The organism is Bradyrhizobium sp. UFLA05-109, assembly GCF_054185165.1.
Genome location: NZ_JBBIAR010000086.1, coordinates 1 through 21,912, shown reverse-complemented (window position 1 = coordinate 21,912; position 21,912 = coordinate 1). Strand labels below are relative to the sequence as shown.

Genomic DNA, 21,912 nt, shown 5'->3' with positions numbered 1-21,912 from the left:
ACTCGAAACGACTCGCGTGCAATAGAACATAGACCTGAAGAATGTAACGCTCCTCGCAACAACTCGCATTATGGAGTCGCTGATGAGGAGAATCGCTATTCTCATTGTTTCTGCCGCGATGAACGCATCTACGATACCTGCGGTCGCGGCGGGTTGCGCCTCAAACAACAACATCGGCGCCTCTTGCGCTGGCTTGGCGACGGTACAAAGCCAAGTCGACAACTCCGCTGACAAGGAAAAGCGGTGTCGCGCTTACGCCACCTCATTTTATGAGTCGGTGATGTTGCGACATGCCGCTGCCAACCGCGTCGACGGCGCGCGGGTGTTGGCTGCAATCGATTCAGTGATCGACGCGTTCAATGACTTGCTGGCGACGAAGTGCGGCGGTTGAGCCTCACTGTTCTCGGGAGAAACATGATCTGCGCGGTGCTCAAATGATCCTGTTTCCTCTGATGGCTACCTGGATGTGGTTTCAGATCTTGGCAGCGTCACCCCTCTCATCCTCGCGCCATGTCCTCGCCGACTCGGGCGACGCCCGTCTGCTGCGGCCCATTCAAGGGAGACTGAACATGACCCAGGTCTATTTCCACTGCTCCAACACGAAGAAGGTTTTCGTCGATCGCCGAGGCGCCATGGTGGACGATCTGGCCGAGGCGCGCGATCATGCGACCCGCGTCGTGCAATCATTTACCAATGAGGGAAGCCTCGAAGACTGGCGTGACTGGATCTTGCACGTCAGCGACGACCAGGGTGATGAGCTCTTTGTCGTCCCCTTCACTTTCGTGCTCGGCAAGCCTCACTGAGGTCGCCATGACAGTTCAGTCACTCTCAAATGGCACGCTGTATTGCTCGTTCTGCGGCAAGAGCCAGCACGAAGTCAGCAAACTGATCGCGGGTCCAACGGTCTTCATCTGCGACGAGTGCGTCGAGCTCTGCATGGACATCATCCGTGAGGCGAACAGGTCCTCGCTGGTGAAGTCGCGCGACGGTATTCCGACGCCGAAGGAAATCTGCAAGGTACTGGACGACTACGTGATCGGCCAGAGCCATGCGAAGAAGGTTCTCTCGGTCGCGGTGCACAATCACTACAAGCGCCTCAACCACCAGACCAAGCACAACGACGTCGAGCTCGCGAAGTCGAACATTCTGCTGATCGGTCCGACCGGCTCGGGCAAGACGCTGCTCGCGCAGACGCTCGCCCGCATCCTGGACGTGCCCTTCACGATGGCTGACGCGACGACGCTGACCGAAGCCGGCTACGTCGGTGAGGACGTCGAGAACATCATCCTGAAGCTGCTCCAGGCCGCCGACTACGATGTCGAGCGCGCGCAGCGCGGCATCGTCTACATCGACGAGATCGACAAGATCAGCCGCAAGTCCGACAATCCGTCGACCACCCGCGACGTGTCGGGCGAGGGCGTGCAGCAGGCACTGCTGAAGATCATGGAAGGCACGGTGGCTTCGGTCCCGCCGCAGGGCGGCCGCAAGCATCCGCAGCAGGAGTTCCTGCAGGTGGACACCACCAACATCCTGTTCATCTGCGGTGGCGCCTTCTCGGGCCTGGAAAAGATCATCTCGGCGCGCGGCCGGTCGACCTCGATCGGCTTCAGTGCCTCGGTGATGGCACCTGAGGACCGCCGCACTGGCGAGATCCTGCGCCACGTCGAGCCTGACGATCTCGTCAAGTGCGGTCTCATCCCTGAGTTCGTCGGCCGTCTGCCGGTCGTTGCGACGCTCGAGGACCTCGACGAGACCTCGCTGAAGAAGATTCTGACCGACCCGAAGAACGCGCTGGTCAAGCAGTATCAGCGCCTGTTCGAGATGGAGAACATCGAGCTGACCTTCGCCGACGAGGCGCTTGGCGCGGTTGCCCGCAAGGCGATCGAGCGCAAGACCGGTGCGCGCGGACTGCGCTCGATCCTCGAGGCGATCCTGCTCGAGACCATGTTCGATCTGCCGGGCCTGGAAGGTGTGGAAGAGGTCGTGATCTCCCGCGAAGTCGTGGAAGGCACGGCGCGTCCGCTCTGCATCCACGCCGATCGCTCCGATCGCGCGGTGGAAGGTAGTGCTTTGGCGTCCTGACTCGGCTGAACCAAACGAAGGCTGCCTTTGAACATCCGATGGGGTTTTATCGTGATCAAGATCATCGCTGTGCTCTGCAGTCTATCTTCTCCGGTAAGCTGTCACGAGCTGACCGTCACCACTTCGGACTCCGCCGACGTCTCCGTGCAGTCCTGTCTGATGGGCGCGCCCCAGCTCGCCGAGTGGATGAATGAGCATCCGACCGAGCGCCTCGCGGCATGGCGCTACGTGATGGGAAGAACGAACGGCAGGGGAGCTTAGGGGAAATGTCGGCCGGCTCGCCTCCGCAGAGCGCAACGGATTGTAGCTGGCCCGGGCAAGCCCCATTGAAGGTCGTCATGCTTCGGGCGATCCTTTAGGCCAAATCATCGTGCCTCGGCTAAACAGGCGGCTGGAGCTCCGCGAAGACTTTCTTCAGTCTCGGCGCCGCAAAGTCGAGGAAAGCACGGACCTTGATCGGCAGAAACCGGTTGGCCGCGTACACGAGATTGACCGGCAGCGGTGCCGGCTGAAAGTCGTCGAGCAAGCTCGTGAGGGCTCCACGTTCAAGCGCGGTCTGGAAGTGATAGGTGAAGGCGGAGGTAATTCCGATGCCGGCGCACGCGGCGTCGCAGGCGGCCTCGGCGCTGCCCACCACGAGCCGCGCATGCACGGGCACCGCGACCGGCACTTTGTCCTTGAAGAACGTCCAGACATCAGGGGACATGAAGCCTGCATAGGTGATGCAGTCATGCCCGGCGAGATCGTCCGGCGTGCGCGGCGTTCCGTGGGCTGCGAGATAGGCGGGACTGGCACAAACCATGCGACGCATCGTACCGAGGCGTACCGCCATCAGGCTGCTGTCGGGGAGAGCGCCGATGCGGAGCCCGATGTCGATCTGCTCTTGAAACAGACTTTGCACGCGATCAGCGAGGAGCAAACTGGCCTTGATATCGGGGTAGACCTTGAGGAAATCCGCCAGGATCGGGATCAGGTAAGCGCGACCAAGGCCGACCGGAGCTGTCAAGATCAGCTCTCCGGTCGGAGCAGAATATTCGCCGGAGGCGGCGCGCTCGGCCTCGGTCACATCGGCCAGAATGCGCTTACACGCAGCAAAATAGGAGCTGCCCGCATCGGTCAAGACCAGTTTGCGGCTCGACCGGTTGAACAGCTTCGTCCGCAGATGGGACTCGAGCTCGGAGACCTTGCGGCTGACCGTTGGCAATGGCGTTTTTAATTGCCGCGCCGCAGCCGACAGGCTGCCGGTTTCGACCACGGCCAGGAAGGTCGACATCGCGTCCAGACGATCCATCGGCTCCTCTTCCATATTTTGGAAGGATAGCTCTCGATTTTGCCAGATGGCGCCAGATTTCGGAAGGCCTTAGGTATGGACGGCATAACGGAGAACAGCCATGAGCACCACCAACAAAGGCACCGCCCTCATCACCGGCGCATCGGCAGGCATCGGCGCTATCTACGCCGACCGTCTAGCCAAACGTGGTTACGACCTGATCCTGGTCGCCCGCGACAAGACCCGTCTCAGCGGCCTCGCGCAGCGTTTGAGAAGCTCGACCGGCCGCTCCGTCGACACCATCGCAGCCGACCTCAACGACAAGACGGATCTTGCCAAGGTCGAGGCGATCCTGCGCGCGAATGCGGACATCACGCTCCTGGTCAACAATGCCGGTGTCGGAGCCACCGCACCGCTACTCAACGCCGACACCGAGAAGATGGACGACATGATCGGCCTCAATGTCGGTGCGCTAACCCGATTGACCTATGCGGCGGCCCCAGGCTTCGTCACACGAGGCAAGGGCACGATCATCAACATCTCGTCGATCGTCGCGATCTCACCCGAAACGCTCAATGGCGTTTACGGTGGCAGCAAAGCCTACGTGCTGGCTTTCTCGCTCTCGCTGCACCACGAACTCGCGGAAAAAGGCGTGCGCGTCCAGGCCGTTTTGCCCGGCGCAACCGCGACGGACTTCTGGGACGTCGCCGGCGTGCCGCTGCACCACCTTCCGGCTGCGATCGTGATGTCCGCCGATGACATGGTCGATGCCGCTCTGGCGGGTCTCGACCAGGGCGAGGTCGTCACCATTCCCTCGCTCGCCGACAAGGCCGACTGGGACAGATACGAGGCCGCGCGCCGCGCGATGGCCGGCAAGCTCTCAAGCGCTGTCCCGGCTCCCCGATACAGCGTCGGAGCGAACGCCGCGTCGAAGGCTGCCGTAGCGCCGGTGGCGTAACTCAATCACTACCGTAGACCCATGGAAGTAGAACCAAAGGAGATGCAATCATGAAACGTTCAATGTTGTTTGCCGCCATTGCCCTCGTCATCGCGAACGGGGTCGATGTGGCTGCCGCTGCCGAGCTTCCGACCTATGAAACGACGGGCTTTCCGATCACCGCGCACCAGGTTTCCGTGATGGGCGCAGCACATGTTCAGGAGGCTCCCTCGGTCCCCGCGCTGACGCTAGGGGGCATGCCTGCCTCGCCCAATCAAATCCTGGTCTTGACAGCGCACAAGCGGTCTCCCGCGAGCAAGCCACAAAGCTGACGGCTAGTGCGTAACCGGAGAGCCAAAGCGCGACGGTGATTCGACCCGATCCCATCGCGCTTTAGCGCCGATCGGATCAGCCACGGAAGATTGGAAAGGGAAGCCATGAACGAGCTACTGACGAAAGTACTTGATGCTCACGGCGGTCTGGAGCGCTGGCGTAGCTACAGCAAGATTGAGGCCACTATTGTCAGTGGTGGCGGCTTCTTTGCTTTGAAGGGCGCTTTGCAGGACGCAAATCCGCGCCGCATGACCGTGTGGCTTCACGAGGAGCGATCGTCCGTCACGCCCTATGGCGCCGCGGATCAGCGCACCATGTTCACTCCCGACCGCATCGCCATCGAGAAGCTCGACGGCACGGTGGTTGCCGAGCGGCGCATGCCCAGGGATTCGTTTGCCGGGCACCAGATGCACACGCCCTGGGACCCCTTGCATCGCGCCTATTTCAACGGCGAGGCCCTGTGGACCTATCTCGCGACGCCCTTCGCCTTTGCAATGGACGGCTTCCGCGTCGAGGAAACTGCGCCCTGGCGGGAGGGGAAGGAGACATGGCGGGTGCTGCGTGTCTATTTTCCCGGATCGATCGAGACGCATTGCCAGGTTCAGGATTTCTTCTACGACGATAAATTCGAGCTCCGACGCCACGACTACAGCGTCAATATTGCCGGTGGCTTCTCCGCCGCGCAACTGATGCTGGAATACACCGAGGCCAATGGCATACGCCTTCCAAGTAAGCGTCGCGCGTACACGCGCGGCCCAGACCGGCGTCCGATCCTGGATATGCTGATGGTATCGATCGACATCAGCGAGGTTGCCTTCTCTTAGGCTGCTCTTGAGCAATCGCGGCCGACCTGGACGTCACGCGCTTTTTATCTCTTCGTTACCAGCGGCGGGCTTCAAAGCCGGAGTCAAGAACCCTAACTGAACAATAGGAATGATGAGTGTAATTCAATAGGAGCTTACCATGGGTGAGGTTGTTCGATTTGTTTCAAGATCCGAGCGCGAGCGTATCCGCCTCATTCGAGAAGCTCGTGCGATATATGAAAGCGTCTTCCCGTCGGCTGCACCCATCAACGAGCAGGGCGACCAAGGGCCGGCGGTTCACTCGGTTAGTGGTGGGGATCTACTGCCGTGATCAGGATCATTGCCGTGCTCTGCAGTCTGTCCTCTCCGACAAATTGTCACGAGCAAACCGTCACCACCTCAGACTTCGCTACCGTTTCAGTGCAGTCGTGCCTGATGGGTGCACCGCAGCTTGCCGACTGGATGAAGGAGCATCCGGCCGAGCGCCTTGCCGGATGGCGGTGTGTGATCGGCAAACAGGATGGCAGGGGAATCTAGGGTGAAAGGCGGATCACTTCTCATGTGATCGATGCACCGGCCTGCGCATTCGCTACGATTTGCTGAGATTTACATTGCTTCACTCGCCCCGACGTCCTTTGTCGGATACCAATTTGCCTCGCGGAGGCAGACAGCTTCGCAAGTGCTTGGCCTCGGCGCCCCGTCCCTTCGCCGCGGCTCCCCACGGCCGGTCCTTTCCCTCCCGAGGACCGGCCGCCCCCTTCGCAAGGCCTGATAGGCGACGGCGCCGTCGAGCACGAACAGGACGGAGATCTTGCCTTATGACTTATGATCATTTCTTTTCCGCCGCACTGGCTCGCTTGCACGCCGAACGGCGCTACCGCGTTTTTGCCGATCTCGAGCGCATCGCCGGTCGCTTCCCGCACGCGACATGGCATTCCCCCCGCGGCCCGCGGCCGGTCGTGATCTGGTGCTCGAACGACTACCTCGGCATGGGCCAGCATCCGAAGGTGATCGGCGCCATGGTCGAAACGGCGACCCGCATGGGTGCTGGCGCGGGCGGCACCCGAAACATTTCCGGCACCCACCATCCGCTGGTCGAGCTTGAGCGGGAGCTCGCCGACCTGCACGGCAAAGAAGCGGCGCTGGTCTTCACCTCGGGATACGTGTCCAACGAGACCGGCATCGCGACCATTGGCAAGCTGCTCCCAGACTGTGTGATCCTGTCGGACGCCTGGAACCACAATTCGATGATCGAGGGCGTGCGGCGTGCCGGCGTAGATAAGAAGATCTGGCGCCACAACGACGTCAGTCATCTCGAAGAATTGCTGGCAGCGGAGATACCTGAGCGGCCGAAGCTGATCGTGTTCGAGGCGCTCTACTCGATGGACGGCGACGTCGCGCCGGTGAGCCGCATCTGCGATCTCGCGGAGCGTTACGGCGCCATGACCTATATCGACGAGGTTCATTCGGCTGGCATGTACGGTCAGCGCGGCGCTGGCATCGCCGCGAGGGAAGGGGCCTTGCACCGCATCGACGTGGTCGAGGGAACTCTGGCGAAGGCCTTCGGCGGCCTTGGCGGTTACATCGCGGCGAGCGCCGACATCATCGATGCCGTGCGCTCCTACGCACCGGGCTTCATCTTCACCACCGCACTGCCGCCGGCGGTCTGCGCCGCTGCTACCGCGGCGATCCGGCACCTCAAGGCGTCGCAATGGGAGCGCGACCGCCATCAGGACCGCGCCGCGCGGGTCAAGGCTGTGCTCAACGCAGCAGGTCTGCCGGTCATGCCGAGTGAGACACACATCGTGCCCGTCATGGTGAGTGATCCGGAGAAATGCAAGGAAGCGAGCGATCTCCTGCTCGCCGAGCACGGCATCTATGCCCAACCGATCAACTATCCGACCGTTCCGCGTGGCACCGAACGGCTGCGCATCACGCCGACGCCCTACCATGATGACGCACTGATCGATGCGCTCGCTGAAGCGCTGGTCGATGTATGGGAACGCCTTGGCTTGCCGCTGCGACACCGCGCGCTCGCGGCGGAATGACTCCTCATCGGGAAGAGCCGCTTCAGCGCCAGCTTGGGCCACTATGGTTGATAGTGCGGAGTCGCATTAAAAGCGGTTGTTTGAAGGCCGACCAAGTCTCGGGTAGGCAGACCTAAACTTAGGTGTGCTCTTCATAGCCATTGTACTGTACGTGATCGACCTCTGCGCAATGGCTTGCTTCTCCTCTCGTGCCTACACTCGGGGTGTTAATCGCCCGTTCCATCGAGCGGCAAATCGAGGAGCCACAGCGATGAGAATCATGGATGTACCAACACTGTCAGGTTTGGCTCGCAGGACGGTTGAATCAGCTTTCGACTTCGCCGGCGTCGTTCGCAACTTGATTCTGGACGTGCGCGACAGTTACCGGCCCGAGTTGCACTACATGCGCGGTCCCGGACCGAAATGGCGCGCCAAGCATCAGTCCTGGCTGAAATTCGATTCTCGAGAAGTACCGCCGGCCGGGCAGCACCAGCTCTCGCTGCTGCATGTATGCCGCCGCGACGCGGCTAACCCCACTCGATTGTCAGGCTGAGGTTACGGAAATCATGCCCATCTCGAGGGCCAGATCCTCGGAGTGGGACCTAACCTCTGCTCGCGCTCGTTGGGCCGAAATCCGAGGTTGGATGCTGCTCATTGGCGCCGCTCTTTGCATCGCATTGGTGGCAATGGTGAGCAGTTCGGCGCATGCCGGCGTTGCCGTCGAAGGACGGCAAATTGCCGATGAAGTCAACTGAGGGAGGCCGCACTACTCGAAGAAGCCGAAGATCTCCTCGCGTACCGCCGGGGCCGGATACCTAAAGCTCACCCGGCGCGTCAATGGTGCACCAAGACACCACGTTCAATGAGGGCGTTTGCGTGGATTGAGGTTCGGAGCGTCTGGGTAGAGGCGCGCAATTAGAGCAGGCGCCAGCGCGGCGGGCTTGGAGGCCTGGGGCCTCATCATCTCCCGCTACCGCAACCGGCGGGCCTCTCGGCGGATTTGAACCGCACCTTGATGACTGGCATCGCGAATTCTAGTCCTCGAAGGGCGGGCACACCGCTCGGATTTTGAGTTTTTTCGACACAATTGGCGCCAACCGGCCATTCGGCCGGATGCGAGCCACTCAGAAAGAGCTGTGAGGTTCCAAGGAACGGTTCTCGCTGATCGCTTGCGCTGCCTGGGTGCGGGCGTTCAGAACCGCTCGAAGCCGAACGACGAGTTCGCAGGCTCGCTTGCCGTCCGTGGCGATACTGCCGAGGATGTCGCGTACTTCTTCCAGGTCCGGCGGTTGAACGCGCAACCATCGTGACCCAGCCTGTGCACCCATGACCATCGCCGCGATCGCGTCGATGATCTCGTGGAGTTGTGCGTCAAAGGGAGACGCGAAATCCGCCGGCGTCTGCAAGGGTGTTTCGTCTTCCGCGCTTACTCTTTCCTCGAATGGGATGTCGCGTTGGACTATTGGTCGTGTGATAGTCATCGGCGTGCTCCGAAGTTTTGTCCTTGAACTGCCATTGGATGTCAGGCTGCGGTCGTGGCCTTGCTTGCGATCGCCTGCAATGCGGCAGCCATGGCGCTGACGGCCGTATCATTTGCACCGTCCACGCCATGGACGTGCGCAAGAGACGCTGGATCATTGTAAGACAACCACGTGGTGCCCGATGCGTCCTGCCAGACCAGGGTCTTCAGCGGCAGATCAATGCCGATCGTCTGGTTCGACTGCATCAGCGGTGTACCGGTCTTTGCATGGCCGAAGATCAGGAGTTCCGTGGGCCGCAGCAGCAGCCCCACGGCGGTCGCACCCGCGGAGTGATCAATGTGGGCAAAGACGGTCATTCCCCTGGCCCGGACCTCGGCCTCGAACCGGTTCATCGTTTCCTCCGGTCCGTTGCGACTTTCGATTGTAATCAATCCGTTTGCGGTCATGGCTCTGTGGCCCAAAGAATTTGTGATGACTGACCCTATCCCAGCGAGCCGCACCCCTCCTTGAACCAGTTCTGAAAAATCCTGAAAGGCGTTGCCCGAGCGCCCCAGATTCCTCCGCAAAACCGTCCGAAATGGACCTAATATGCCCAAAAGGAACACCGATGCGAGGCCAGGACCAACAGCCTGTCTATAGGTTCGGCGCTTGGGAAGTCGATCTTGCTCGTCGCGAGATGCGGCTGAACGGCGTTCCGACGGACCTTGGAAGCCGGGCCTTTGAAATTCTCGAGACGCTGGTCCGGTCGGCGGGCGAACCGATCGGCAAATACGATCTGATGAACCGTGTATGGCCGGGCGCAGCGGTTGAGGAAAACACCCTGCAAGCTCAAATCTCCGCCATACGCAAAGCGTTGGGGCCGGACCGGGGGCTACTGAAAACCATCGCGGGGCGCGGCTACCGACTGTTGGGAGACTGGGTCATCGGTCAGGAGGCTGTCGCCGCAGCCGCCATGCCGGCTGCCGAACCAATTCAAAGCCATGTCACAAATCTCACGGCACCGCCCAACGCATTGATCGGCAGAGAGGCTGCCGAAATCCAATTATCAGAGCTGCTTTCGACCTATCGAATGGTCACCATGACGGGGCCGGGGGGCATTGGAAAGACTGTCCTCGCGCAAGCCGTTGCACGGAATCTGCTCGCGGCTTTCGGAGGTGATGGTCTGCTCGTCGAATTGGCCCCGCTGTCGGACCCTGCTCTGGTTCCGTTCGTGGTCGCGACGGTTCTGGGCCTCAAGCAACGTGGCGACGAGGTTTCCATCGAATCGATCACGCGCGAAATTGGTGCAAGAAAACTTCTGCTGGTGCTGGATAATTGCGAGCATCTCATCGAAGGGGCTGCGAGGCTGGCGGAGGCGCTCGTGCGTTCCTGTCCAAATACGACGATACTGGCAACAAGCCGCGAGGTGTTGCGCATTGATGGTGAGTACGTCTATCGCGTTCCCCCACTCGATATTCCTGGACAGGAAGGTGGTGGAGATCGCGATGTCCTGGGATGCAGCGCAGTACAGCTCCTGATAGCGAAGACGAAGGCGCTGAATGCCGATTTCTCGCCGAGCGCAGAAAACCTTCAACTGATCGCGTCGATTGCGCGTCAGCTCGATGGCATCCCACTGGCCATCGAATTCGCGGCGGCCCGCGTTGCAACACTTGGATTGCAACAAGTTGCGGCGCGCCTGCACGATCGTTTCAATCTCCTGACCAGCGGCTTTCGTACGGCGTTGCCGCGGCATCAGACCTTGCTTGCGACCCTCGACTGGAGTTATGAGCTGCTGTCGGACACCGAGGCCCGAGTGCTGCGTCACCTCGCGGTCTTCAATGGAAATTTTGCCCTTGAGGCTGCGACCGCAGTGACGGCAGATATCGACGCGGCGGCCGCCGATATGCTGGCAGGGCTGGTCGTCAAGTCGCTCGTCGCCGCCGACTTTCAAGCCGGGGACGATCACTATCGTCTCCTGGACACGACGCGCGCCTATGCTCTCGAGAAACTGCGGGCTGCGGGCGAGTACCGGGAAGCCGCACGCCGTCATGCGGAATACTTCCGAGCTGCCCTCCTTCAAGCCGAGGCCGAGAGTAACTCCTTGCCGCAAGCCGATTGGCGGAAGCGCTACGGCCGATATCTCGGCAATGTCCGTGCAGGCCTCGATTGGGCGTTCTCTGCGGACGGCGATTTGCCGATCGGCGCTGCATTGACCGCGGCTGCAGTACCGCTTTGGGTCCACCTTTCGCTGTTTGGCGAATGTCGTGAGCGCACCGAACTGGCGCTCGCGCAGATCGATGATAGCGTTTCGGGTTCAACGCGCTTGCGCATGCAGCTCTCTGCGGCGCTAGGCTGGTCGCTGACCTACAGCCAGGGACGTGCGCGAGAGGCTGGCCCGGCACTCGCGGCCACTCTCGAATTGGCGGAACGGCTTGAGGACAAGGACTATCGCCTGCGTGCGCTTTGGGGCTTGTGTATCGATCAGTTCAACAATGGCGAATTCCTCAGGGCACTCGAATTCGCTCAGCGCTTCACCAGGGTGGCAGAGGACTCGGCCGATCAGACCGACTCGATGCTGGCCGATCGCCTTCTCGCCGTATCGCTCCACTTTCTCGGGAACCAGAATGATGCACGCCGCCACATCGATCGAGTGGATGCATCTCTCGATTGTCTGGTAGGAAGGCCCAGGATTTTCCCCCTCGATCTTCGCATCTCCACGCACTATTTCCGCGCTCGCATCCTGTGGCTGCAGGGGCTGGCGGGTCAGGCGCTACAGCTTGTCGAGCGCAATATCGAGGAGGGGCGCGCGAACGGTCACGCTTTGACCTTTTGCAGCGTGCTGGGACAGGCCGCGTGCCCGATCGCTTTTTGGGCCGGCGATCTCGACGCGGCGGAGCACTACGGCGACGTACTGTTCGAGCACGCCGAACGCCACGCGATACGACTATGGCGGATTTGGGCGGGCTGTTTCAGGGGGATGGTCATGGCCAAACGGGGTGACGTCGACGCCGGACTGGCGCTCTTGCGTAGTGAAATCGGTCGCGCGGGCGACGCCAGGTTCTTGCCGCGCTTCCTACTTCCGCTGGGCGAACTCGCGGCCTGTCACGGCGAAGCGAACGAAATCGACAGTGGACTTGCAGCGGTCGATGGAGCGTTGGAGCGCTGCAGAGCCAGACATGAAGAGTGGTACGTCCCGGAATTATTGCGCATCAAAGGCGAACTGCTGCTGAAGGGGTCGCCATACCGATCCGTCTCGTCAGCGGAAAAATACTTCTCCGACGCCCTCCACCTGGCAAGACAGCAGGGCGCGCTCTTCTGGGAGTTGCGAAATTCAGTGAGCCTCGTCCGTCTCTGGCAGGGACAAGACAGAAAGGCCGAGGCGAGGCAAGTCATTGCGCAAGTATGCGAGGCGCTCGGAGACAGCCTCCAGATTGCTGATGCGCGCGAGGCGCGAGCCCTGCTTGCTGGACTTGACGCCAAGTGATGACCAGGCAACTCGTCGGGTTTGAGGTTTTCCGTCAAGCCTCCGCAAAACTCCGGCATCCGCGCGTTTTGTACCCGTCAGGGATACTTTGGTCTTAGCGTCGGCCGCCCTCCTCTCCAGCTCGAAATGCGGGTTGCCCGTCTGCAGTTCTTAGCTGCACACAATGCAATGCTGCGCGATCACGAAAGACGGAGCCTGGGCAGACAGTAGCGTGCTAGAGCCGATCGAGGGCAGAGATGAATCTGAGGGTGCCTTCGCGGGACGATTGCGGAATTTTGCGCAGCACCAACTCGTGGAGATCCGGCTCATCGTCTACCGCCAGGATGGTCGCTGTCATCGCTCGAGTCTCGTATCGATTTCCTGTCGCAGGAGCGCGAAGTCGATCGGCTTGGTCAGCAATCCCTCGGCGCCGTGTTCGACCGCTTTCCTACACGTTTCCAGATCGCCATAGGCCGTAATCATGATGACAGGCACGTCGGGGCGCGTAGCGCGCATGACCGGCAATAGCTCCAGCCCGCTCATTCCGGGCATGTTGATGTCCGAAAGGACCAGAATCAGCGAAGCGTCCAGAATCTCCACGGCACACCTTAGCGCCGCCGGCGCGGACGTGGCGAACTCCATCCGAAAGCGTCCGGAGCGCAGATCGCGCCGGAAGCGCTGGCGGAACAGGACTTCGATGTCGGGCTCGTCATCTACGACCAGAATATAGACGGTCAATTTTTGCGTCCCTTGGGGATTTGGGCGGCCGCAATATGGGGCAGCGTGATGGTGAACTCGGTAAACACGCCCGGCTCGGTTGCGACATCGATGCGGCCACCGTGCTGTTTCACGACAATGTCGTGACAGATCGAAAGCCCAAGCCCTGTTCCTTCACCGGCCGGTTTGGTCGTGAAGAAGGGATTGAAGATCTTCTCCTTCACCTCCTCGGGGATCCCCGCGCCATTGTCACGGATTCCGATTTCCACTCCGTCGCGCACGCTCCTGGTACTCGCGCACAGCGTCGGCTCAAATCCCTCGCCGGCCGTCTCCTTGCGCTTGGTCGCTGCGTAGAACCCGTTCGAGATCAGATTGAGCAGGACGCGCGTGATCTCGTGCGGGTATAGATCGATCGTCCCGGCATCTGGGTCTAATTCGCGCTTGAGGATAATGTTAAAGGCTGATTTCGCCGCGCGCGCGCCGTGATATGCAAGGTCGACACTCTCCCAGACCAAGGCATTGATGTCGGCCGATCGGCGCTCGCCTGAGTGCTCACGTGAGTGCAGCAGCATGTTCTTGATGATAGAATCGGCTCGCTTGCCGTGCTGAACGACCTTCTCGAGGTTCTCTCGAAGAAGGCTGGTCAATTCATCGACTTTGGCACGAATTTTCCCGGAGAGAGTTGCCTGCCTCAACACGTCGTTGAGCTCGTCGGTCAGCTCGCCCGATAGGGCCGAGAAGTTGTTGACGAAATTGAGTGGGTTCTTGATTTCGTGGGCGATCCCTGCGGTGAGTTGGCCAAGAGAAGCAAGCTTTTCGGTCTGCACGAGGCGATCTTGGGCCACGCGCAAATCCTCAAGTGATTGCGCAAGTTCGATGGTCTTGGCCTGCACTTCGTTAAAAAGCCGAGCGTTCTCGATCGCAATAACCGCTTGATCGGCAAACGTTCGCAACAAACGAATGTGTTCTTCCTTGAATACACCGGTCTGTGCACGGGTCACGCTGATGATGCCGATGCTCGCGGAATGACGAAAGAGCGGGATCAGGGCGACACTCCGGAAACCGCGCTTGCGCGAGAGGTCCAGCAGGCCGGGGTGGTCGGCGAACCCCAGCTCGCAATCTTCGATCTGAACAGGCCGTACCTCCCGGATTGTTCTCTCGTACCAATCGACGTCCGAGAGCTTTAGGGGAAACAGATTGACCAACGTCGCATCCGCGACCTCACCCCGTCGGGTGAACGCGGCAAGATGCAATGTGTCGTCGATCAAGTGAAGAACCGCTGTCGACAGCCCGTTCACGAGCTTGTTAGACCTTTCGGCTATCGCTGCGAAGATAGGGCCAAAGCCGCCAGGCGAACTCGCGATGACCCTTAATATCTCGGCCGTTGCCGCCTCGCGATCGAGGGCTTCTCTCAGTTGCAGCTCAAGCGGATTGAGGAGCGGTTGTTGCGCTCCGCTCCCAGCGTGGTCGACGTTTGCTAGGACCTGCATCTACCGGCTCTCTCCCGGGCTGCGAGTGGCGCATGAGTACGCGGTCTCCGTGGCGAAGCCGCATGTGTACGACACCAAGCAGCTCGGACGCGGAAGCGACATCTCGTCGTCAATCCAATCTCGCCCGGCTGGGCGACCGTTCATTCACGTTCCAGAGCGCCGAAACATCCGCGCGGGCTCTGGGAGCTGCCCATAGCCTAGCCGGCCTTGCGTCAGCGAGCGTGTAAAAGCCGGTAAATCGTCGTCAAGAAAGAGACCGATGGGATTGAGCAACACACGGAGATTGGCCTGGCGTTGCGACCTGCTCCAATCCTATTCCAGGCGGATGCTGGACCGGCTGGACGAAGCAAAGGCGGCCTCGGGAAAGTCGTTCGTTCTCGCGAGGGTGATTAGGAGGTTGTCGTGCCGGGTCGGGCGATGGAATTTTCAGCGCACGGCGGCGCCTGAGTGACTACTCCGTTTTGAGCAAGCTTCGGTCCGAAGGATGGCTGGCAGCTGCATATTATTTGGGCATCCGTTCAGCGGATGGGCCTGCGACGCTGCCCGCGGACTTGTCGAGCGACGAAGCTCACCACCGGGTATTTCCAGAAATTTCAGAATTGGGTATCCTGATGCCGATCCACGGAGCGTGCCGTGATCCTAAAGACGCATGGCGATCGAAAGTATCAAGACACTACCTCGCGGTTGGCGGGGGTGGCCGAGTTTTCGAACCTGCGTGTAGAGCACCGATTTCTCGAGGCTGGCTTTCAAGAGCCCGGAGTCTGCATCAGTAACGAGCTTGCGTTTGTACTTTCCGGCCGCGCATTCGCTATTCAGGAAGGCAACGGTCTGACCCGACGGAATTTTATTCAACCAGGTATCGCCTGTATTTGCCCAGAGGGGATCAACGAAAACGTTAGCGGCATCACATCTCCAATCGAGTGTCTGCACATTTTTCTGCCGCCAACCCTGATCCGACAAAGTGCCCTTGCGGACTACGATATAGATCCGTCTAAGGCCGAGCTGGTTTATTCGGGCGGCCTTAGAGACGCGAAGCTTCACCAGATTGCCATGAACATCCACAGTGTCGCGGGTCGGGCTGTCGAACAGATAGACCGCCTTTTCCTGGATGGGATGCAAGCGGCGCTCGCCGCTCATCTGCTTGGTAACTATTCGGTCGACCGCTGGAGTCCGCCCGCAAAGGCCCCGAATATCGATGCCAAGCGGCTCAAACGAGTCCTCGATTTCATCGAAGTGCGTTTCGCGGAGAATATATCGCTCCGTGATCTGGCGGCTGAGGCGCGTCTCAGCGACTTTCATTTTTTGCGATTGTTTCGAGAGGCGACCGGCCTTTCGCCCCATCGCTATGTAACCTACCGCCGAATACAAGAGGCGCAAAAGCGACTGGCATCGAATCATTCCTCCCTCGTGGACATTGCAGTGGAAACCGGCTTCCGATCGCAAGGCAATTTCATCAGGGCCTTTCGGAATGCGACGGGGCTAACGCCAGGTCAATATCGCGCACTACGTCAACCAGGGGGCGAGCGTTGAGGGCTCACGGTTCCCGGTCCCCGCAACAGCAAGATTTGCGCATGGGTCCGCAGTATTCGGTAGTGCGCCGGCTTATCGGCGGTAGTATCTTGCTTAGGACCGCAGCGGCGCGGGCTCCTTGCCGGGTCACGCGCGTCTGAACCGATGTGAACCGGCGCTAACATGGATGCAGTTCGCTTCGCCGGAATCGCAGATAGCAGCTTCCACGTTGCGTGGAGGGACGGTGAGCGCGTCTTCTGCCGAGGATGGCATAAGGGCTCCGACGGCAGCCTCGTCGCCTTACTAGCAGTGCAGGCCTCCTCGGAGCATCCCCATCCTGCCATCATCGAACGCCTTGCTCACGAATATGCATGGAAGGACGAACTGGATCGCGCGTGGGCGGTGCGTCCGTTAGACCTCCTTCATGAAGGCGGTCGGACCGTATTGCTTCTCGAGGACCCAGGAGGGGAGCCGCTCGAAAACTTGATTGGCGCGCCAATGGAGGTCGAAAGCTTCCTGCACCTCGCGATAGGTATCGCTGGAGCAGTAGGCAACGTCCACCGGCGCGGCCTCATCCACAAGGACCTAAAGCCGACCAACATTCTCGTGAATCGCACGACCGGAGAAGTCAAGCTCACCGGTTTCGGCATTGCAACCCGCTTGCCGCGTGAGCATCAAAGTCCTGGTCCGCCGGAGGTGATTGCCGGAACCCTGCCATACATGTCACCCGAACAGACTGGACGAATGAATCGATCCATCGATGCCCGCAGTGATCTCTACTCTCTCGGTGTGACCTTCTACCAGATGCTCACGGGATCGCTTCCATTCTCGGCCATCGACCCGATGGAATGGGTTCATTGTCACATCGCCCGGTATCCGCTGCCGCCCAACGAGCGAGTAGACGCGATCCCGCCCCCCGTCGCGGCAATCGTATTGAAGCTCCTCTCTAAGGATGCGGAGAGCCGTTACCAGACTGCAGCAGGCGTCGAGTCCGATTTGCATCGTTGTCTCTCCGGATGGGACGCTCATGGCCGGATCGACTCGTTTCCGCTGGGCGCCCATGACGCGTCGGACCGGTTGATGATTCCGGAAAAGCTGTATGGCCGCGAAGCGGAGGTCGATAATCTTTTCGCTGCCTTTGATCGGGTCGTTACCGGGGGGACGACGGAAGTCGCGTTGATCTCCGGCTACGCGGGTATCGGCAAATCCTCAGTCGTAAACGAACTGCACAAGGCTCTCGTGCCGCCGCGCGGCTTTTTCGCCAGTGGCAAGTTCGATCAGTACAAGCGCGATATCCCTTACGCAACTCTGGCTCAAGCGTTCCAGTCGCTTGTGCGACAGCTCCTGAGCAAGAATGACGAGGAGATATCCCTCTGGCGATCGCTCCTGCTCGATGCGCTCGGCTTCAATGGCCAGCTCATGATCAAACTGATCCCGGAACTAGCCCTGATCATGGGAGAGCAGCCTCCCGTTCCCGAACTCCCGCCGCAGGAAGATCATAATCGGTTTCAGCGGGTATTCCGCCGCTTCGTCGGCGTATTCGCTCGACCAGAGCATCCCCTGGCGCTGTTCCTAGACGATTTGCAGTGGCTGGATACGGCAACGCTGGAGATGCTGGAACATCTCGCCACACACCCCGAGGTTCGTCATCTGTTGCTGGTAGGGGCTTATCGTCACAACGAAGTCGGCCCCTCCCATCCGTTCAAACGAATCCTGGGGGCGATCCGCGCCGCCGGCGGAAGGGTGCAGGAGACGGCGCTCGAACCGCTCAAGCAGGACGCGATCGAGCAGATGATCGCGGAGTCGTTGCATTGCGGCGAAGTGGGCGCGCAGCCGCTCGCGCGGCTCATCCACAAAAAGACGGAAGGCAATCCGTTCTTTGCAATCCAATTCCTCATAGTTCTCGGAGAGGAGGGGCTTCTTCAATTTGACCACACCAGGGAGCGGTGGGTCTGGGATGTGTCACGCATTAGTGCAAAGGGCTTCTCAGACAACGTCCTCGACCTCATGGCAGTCAAGCTCCGTCGCTTGTCGGATACGACGCGAAACGCGTTGGGGCAGCTTGCCTGCCTCGGTAACGTCGCCGAGATTGCGACAATGATGGTGGTCCACGGGGAATTCGAAGAGAAAATTCACGCGACACTCCGGGAGGCGGTTCTGGCGGGCCTCATCTTCAAAGTGGACGGCGCCTACAAATTCATCCATGACCGCGTACACGAAGCCTCCTATGCGCTCATTCCAGAGTCCGAGCGCGCAGCAGCCCATCTTCGCATTGGCCGAGTGCTCGCGGCCAGGACTGCGCCCGGCGAGCTTGAAGATACAATCTTCGACATAGTGAATCATCTCAATCGCGGTGCGGCCCTCATCGAGGCCTATGACGAGCGCGAGCAGGTCGCCGCGTTGAACGTGTTGGCAGGAAAGCGCGCAAAGAGTTCGACCGCCTATGCCTCCGCTCGCAACTATCTTATGCAAGCAACGAAGCTTTCATCTGAGAATGCCTGGACTCGTCGCTACGAGAAAACATTCGAACTCTATCTGCTGCTTTCGGAATGCGAATATCTGGCAGGCTACTTCGAGGCGGCGGACGCGCTCTTCGACATGATTCTAGGTAGGGCGTTGTCAAACCTGGATCGAGCGAAAGTTCACAGCCTGCGTATCAAGCTATATCAAGTGGCGGGCAAATATGACCAGGGACTTGCTGTCGCGCTAAATGCGCTGGGCTCGTTTGGCGTGACGTTTCCTGATGGCGATCAGGACATCAAGGCAGCTGTTGAAGAGCAATTCCGCAACCTTCCCGTCAATCTGGCCGGGCGCCCAGTTGGCGCGCTTCTCGATGCGGCCGTTGCGGTGGACCCCGTCAGCCGGACAATCATCGAGCTCCTCGTTGATGCAACACCATGCGCCTATATCGCTCGGCCGCCGCTGTTTCCGTTGGTGGCTCTTGAAGGGGTCAATCGTTCCATCAGAGACGGGAACACGGAGCAGTCGAGCTATGTTTACGGTGTTTTTGCCGTCTGGCTGGTGTCTCTAAAGGGCGATATCGGCTCGGCTTATCAATTCTCGGAAATGTCGCTACGGCTGAACGAACGATTCAAGAACTTGCGACTGCGGGGCACGCTGCTTCATCTGCATGGCGATCACGTCAATTTCTGGCGAAGACATTTCGCCACAGGACTGCCAATTCTCGAACAGGCCTTTGAGGCTTGTCTCGAAGTGGGGGACCTCGTCTATGCCGGTTTCCTCGCTTTCGAGACCGTGTGGCAGCTGATCGAAAAGGGAGACGGTCTTGAAGATGTGCTGACATCAGCGAGCAGGTACGCAACGTTTGCAAAGCAGAGCCACAACGATGCCGTTTTTGAAACGATCCGGCTGGAGCAGCAATTTATCGGAAGCCTCCAGGGGCGGACGAAAGCTCCCCTGAGCTTCGAGGACGGCACATTCGACGAAGCAGCCTGCTTTGCCACCATCGTCAAGGCGGCCTTTGGCTGCGGCATCGTCTTCTATCATATCATGAAGCAGATCCTCGCCGTCATCTATGGTGAGTACGAGGACGCACTAAAGGCCGCCGCGGAAGCAGAGCCTGTGCTCGGCGCCGCGATGGCGATGCCCATTGAGGCGACCTATCATTTCTGTCACGCGCTTACACTAGCGGGACTGTACCCGACTGCTTCGGCGCTGCAGCAGGAGCAATATCGTAGATTGCTTGACGAGAAACTGCAGAAGCTCGAGCTGTGGGCCGACAATTGTCCAGAAAATTATTACAATCGATACTCGCTGGTTTCGGCAGAGATCGCGCGCATCGACGGGCGAAATATGGACGCGATGCGTCTCTACGAAGTGGCGATTCGCTCGGCGCGCGAAAATGGTCTGATCCAAAATGAAGCTATGGCCAGCGAGCTCGCCGGCCAGTTTTATCTTGCTGTCGAACTTGAAACCAACGGTTACGCGCATTTGCGCAACGCACGTGCGTGTTATGCGCTTTGGGGGGCAGACGGCAAGGTGAGGCAACTGGAATCGCGGCACCCTGGCCTTGCCGCCGGTGAAGGGTATCGGCAAACCGACACGATGGCGGCCGTCATTCAGAAACTGGATGTTGCCACACTCGTAAAGGCCTCTCAGGCTGTGTCCAGTGAAATTGAACTGCCGAAGCTGATAGAGCGGCTGATGAACGTCTCGCTGGAGAACGCGGGAGCGGATCGAGGCTTGCTGATCTTGCCCCAGAAGAATGACTATCGTGTCGAAGCAATGGCTGAGGTCAGCGGCGGCGAAATTGTCCTCTGCCGAGCGCCGCTCTCCGGCAACGATATTCCCAATTCCCTTATTCGCTATGTCGTTCGCACGCGCGAAACGGTCATCGTCGATGACGCCACGCGGCCGAACCCATTCGCAGGTGACGAGTATCTCCAGCGTCGACGACCTCGCTCGATCTTTTGCCTTCCGCTCGTGCGACAAACGGCTCTGGCCGGGGTACTCTATCTCGAGAACACATTGACTGCGGACGCGTTCACGCCTGATCGAACTGAAATGCTTGGGTTGCTGGCATCTCAACTCGCGATCTCGCTGGAGAACACGCATCTTTATAGCGACCTTAGGGAGCGCGAAGCACGGATTCGTCGCCTGGTCGACGCCAACATTATTGGGATCATCATCTGGGATCTCGACGGCCATATCCTCGAAGCCAATGATGCCTTTCTCAGTATCGTGGGATACGACCGTGAGGATCTCGCATCCGGTCGCATGCGCTGGACGGAGCTGACGGCGCCCGAATGGCGCAACCGCAACGCACAGGTGGTCGAAGAGGTGAAGACGACGGGCATCGCGCAACCGTACGAGAAGGAGTATTTGCGGAAGGACGGCAGTCGCGTGCCGGTGCTGGTCGGGTCCACAAGCTTCGAAGAAGCCGGGAATCGAGGCGTGGCTTTTGTTCTGGACCTGAGTGAACGTAAACGGGCGGAAGCCGAAGCACGTGAAAGCGAGCGGCGCTACCGCGAAACGCAGATGGAGCTGGCTCACGCGAGTCGTATCGCGACTATGGGCCAGCTTACGGCGTCGATCGCCCATGAGGTCAATCAGCCGATCACTGCAACGATCGGCAACGCCGAAGCGGCGCTGCGCTGGCTCGCCCGTCAGCCACCGAATTTGGAGGAAGTTCATCAGCTACTCGAAAGGATCGCCAAGGATGGGCGTCGGGTGGGCAATGTCGTCGACCGAACCCGTGAGCTTGTCAAAAAGGCGCCGCTGCGGAAGGAGCGCTTGGAGATTAACGGAGCAATCGCCGAGGTGGTCGAGCTCACGCGTGGTGAGGCAACAAAGAGCCACATCTCCGTGCGGACGCAGCTTGCCGAAGGCTTGCCTCTTGTTGAGGCCGATCGCACCCAAGTGCAGCAAGTGATGCTGAACTTGATCGTCAATGCCGTACATGCCCTGGATGAGGTCAGGCAAGTTCGGCGCGAACTGCTGATCAGCTCGTCGTTGAACGGTTCAAGCTGCGTACTCGTATCCGTGCGAGATTCGGGGAGGGGCATCGGCCCGGAGCAGCTCGAGCGACTCTTCGATCCATTCTACACGACCAAGTCGAGCGGAATGGGAATGGGACTATCGATCTGCCGCTCGATCATCGAAGGACACGGAGGACGGATTTGGGCGGAGGCAAACCTTCCGCAAGGCGCGGCCTTTCACTTCACTATTCCGCAGCTCCACGATGGCGGCCTCGCAATGTGAACATCGAAGAGGAGGGGGGCGAGTGTCATTCGGCCTGCAATATTGCCCCCCTAAGCCGGGGGATCGGCGTCCAAAATTGACCCCCTGTAGGTTGGTCTGT

19 protein-coding genes are annotated in these 21,912 nt (G+C 59.9%); 13 read left to right on the top strand and 6 right to left on the bottom strand.

What is annotated here, in order from left to right:
- The first annotated feature begins 82 nt into the window (after positions 1–82).
- From Q3C01_RS39435 to Q3C01_RS39420, 4 genes are all read left to right on the top strand, one after another.
- Positions 83–391, top strand: coding sequence for a hypothetical protein (locus Q3C01_RS39435; protein WP_458150722.1), 309 nt, complete (start codon positions 83–85; stop codon positions 389–391).
- A 178-nt stretch (positions 392–569) separates the two neighbouring features.
- Positions 570–803: a DUF6894 family protein gene (locus Q3C01_RS39430; protein ID WP_458150736.1), complete on the top strand. Its 234-nt coding sequence runs from the start codon at positions 570–572 to the stop codon at positions 801–803.
- A gap of 7 nt (positions 804–810) precedes the next feature.
- Positions 811–2,082 carry an ATP-dependent Clp protease ATP-binding subunit ClpX gene (gene clpX, locus Q3C01_RS39425; protein WP_458150721.1) on the top strand — a complete coding sequence of 424 codons (1,272 nt, stop codon included), beginning with the start codon at positions 811–813 and terminating at the stop codon, positions 2,080–2,082.
- A 51-nt stretch (positions 2,083–2,133) separates the two neighbouring features.
- Positions 2,134–2,343: a hypothetical protein gene (locus tag Q3C01_RS39420; RefSeq protein ID WP_458150720.1), complete on the top strand. Its 210-nt coding sequence runs from the start codon at positions 2,134–2,136 to the stop codon at positions 2,341–2,343.
- Positions 2,344–2,461: 118 nt separating this feature from the next.
- Here the strand turns inward: Q3C01_RS39420 and Q3C01_RS39415 are convergent, their stop codons facing one another.
- On the bottom strand, positions 2,462–3,373 hold the full coding sequence (locus tag Q3C01_RS39415; RefSeq protein WP_458150719.1) for a LysR family transcriptional regulator: 912 nt from the start codon (positions 3,371–3,373) through the stop codon (positions 2,462–2,464).
- Positions 3,374–3,473: 100 nt separating this feature from the next.
- On the opposite strand from Q3C01_RS39415, the gene Q3C01_RS39410 reads away from it, so the two are divergent.
- The 6 genes from Q3C01_RS39410 to Q3C01_RS39385 all read left to right on the top strand — a co-directional run bounded on the left by Q3C01_RS39410 (position 3,474) and on the right by Q3C01_RS39385 (position 8,005).
- Positions 3,474–4,310, top strand: coding sequence for an SDR family NAD(P)-dependent oxidoreductase (locus Q3C01_RS39410; protein ID WP_458150718.1), 837 nt, complete (start codon positions 3,474–3,476; stop codon positions 4,308–4,310).
- A gap of 50 nt (positions 4,311–4,360) precedes the next feature.
- Positions 4,361–4,621 carry a hypothetical protein gene (locus Q3C01_RS39405; RefSeq protein ID WP_458150717.1) on the top strand — a complete coding sequence of 87 codons (261 nt, stop codon included), beginning with the start codon at positions 4,361–4,363 and terminating at the stop codon, positions 4,619–4,621.
- A gap of 90 nt (positions 4,622–4,711) precedes the next feature.
- Entirely contained in the window at positions 4,712–5,446 is a 735-nt protein-coding gene (locus Q3C01_RS39400) for a hypothetical protein (protein ID WP_458150715.1), read from the top strand.
- Between the two features lie 306 nt (positions 5,447–5,752).
- Positions 5,753–5,962 (top strand): hypothetical protein, encoded by a 210-nt coding sequence (locus tag Q3C01_RS39395; protein WP_458150714.1) that lies wholly within the window; start codon positions 5,753–5,755, stop codon positions 5,960–5,962.
- Positions 5,963–6,243: 281 nt separating this feature from the next.
- Complete coding sequence (hemA, locus tag Q3C01_RS39390; protein WP_458150712.1) at positions 6,244–7,473, top strand: 5-aminolevulinate synthase; 1,230 nt, start codon at positions 6,244–6,246, stop codon at positions 7,471–7,473.
- 250 nt (positions 7,474–7,723) lie between these two features.
- Positions 7,724–8,005, top strand: a complete 282-nt coding sequence (locus tag Q3C01_RS39385; protein ID WP_458150710.1) for a hypothetical protein — start codon at positions 7,724–7,726, stop codon at positions 8,003–8,005.
- A 571-nt stretch (positions 8,006–8,576) separates the two neighbouring features.
- Here the strand turns inward: Q3C01_RS39385 and Q3C01_RS39380 are convergent.
- Both Q3C01_RS39380 and Q3C01_RS39375 read right to left on the bottom strand, forming a co-directional pair.
- Positions 8,577–8,933 carry a hypothetical protein gene (locus Q3C01_RS39380; RefSeq protein WP_458150709.1) on the bottom strand — a complete coding sequence of 119 codons (357 nt, stop codon included), beginning with the start codon at positions 8,931–8,933 and terminating at the stop codon, positions 8,577–8,579.
- A 41-nt stretch (positions 8,934–8,974) separates the two neighbouring features.
- Entirely contained in the window at positions 8,975–9,325 is a 351-nt protein-coding gene (locus tag Q3C01_RS39375) for a DUF302 domain-containing protein (RefSeq protein ID WP_458150708.1), read from the bottom strand.
- A 215-nt stretch (positions 9,326–9,540) separates the two neighbouring features.
- Here Q3C01_RS39375 and Q3C01_RS39370 point away from each other — a divergent pair, with 215 nt between their 5' ends.
- Complete coding sequence (locus Q3C01_RS39370) at positions 9,541–12,396, top strand: ATP-binding protein (RefSeq protein ID WP_458150707.1); 2,856 nt, start codon at positions 9,541–9,543, stop codon at positions 12,394–12,396.
- 214 nt (positions 12,397–12,610) lie between these two features.
- Here Q3C01_RS39370 and Q3C01_RS39365 read toward each other — a convergent pair whose 3' ends face one another.
- The 3 genes from Q3C01_RS39365 to Q3C01_RS39355 are packed head-to-tail and all read right to left on the bottom strand — an operon-like array spanning position 12,611 to position 14,582.
- A complete protein-coding gene (locus Q3C01_RS39365; RefSeq protein WP_458150706.1) occupies positions 12,611–12,733 on the bottom strand; it encodes a hypothetical protein in 123 nt (40 codons plus the stop codon).
- Positions 12,730–13,113 carry a response regulator gene (locus Q3C01_RS39360; protein WP_458150705.1) on the bottom strand — a complete coding sequence of 128 codons (384 nt, stop codon included), beginning with the start codon at positions 13,111–13,113 and terminating at the stop codon, positions 12,730–12,732. Before Q3C01_RS39360 ends, Q3C01_RS39365 begins: the two co-directional genes overlap by 4 nt.
- Entirely contained in the window at positions 13,110–14,582 is a 1,473-nt protein-coding gene (locus Q3C01_RS39355; protein ID WP_458150703.1) for a sensor histidine kinase, read from the bottom strand. The genes Q3C01_RS39360 and Q3C01_RS39355 overlap by 4 nt, the downstream gene beginning before the upstream one ends.
- Before the next feature lie 633 nt (positions 14,583–15,215).
- On the opposite strand from Q3C01_RS39355, the gene Q3C01_RS39350 reads away from it, so the two are divergent.
- Both Q3C01_RS39350 and Q3C01_RS39345 read left to right on the top strand, forming a co-directional pair.
- Positions 15,216–16,112 carry an AraC family transcriptional regulator gene (locus Q3C01_RS39350; protein WP_458150702.1) on the top strand — a complete coding sequence of 299 codons (897 nt, stop codon included), beginning with the start codon at positions 15,216–15,218 and terminating at the stop codon, positions 16,110–16,112.
- Positions 16,113–16,274: 162 nt separating this feature from the next.
- Positions 16,275–21,812, top strand: coding sequence for a trifunctional serine/threonine-protein kinase/ATP-binding protein/sensor histidine kinase (locus Q3C01_RS39345; RefSeq protein ID WP_458150700.1), 5,538 nt, complete (start codon positions 16,275–16,277; stop codon positions 21,810–21,812).
- The last annotated feature ends 100 nt before the right edge of the window (positions 21,813–21,912 follow it).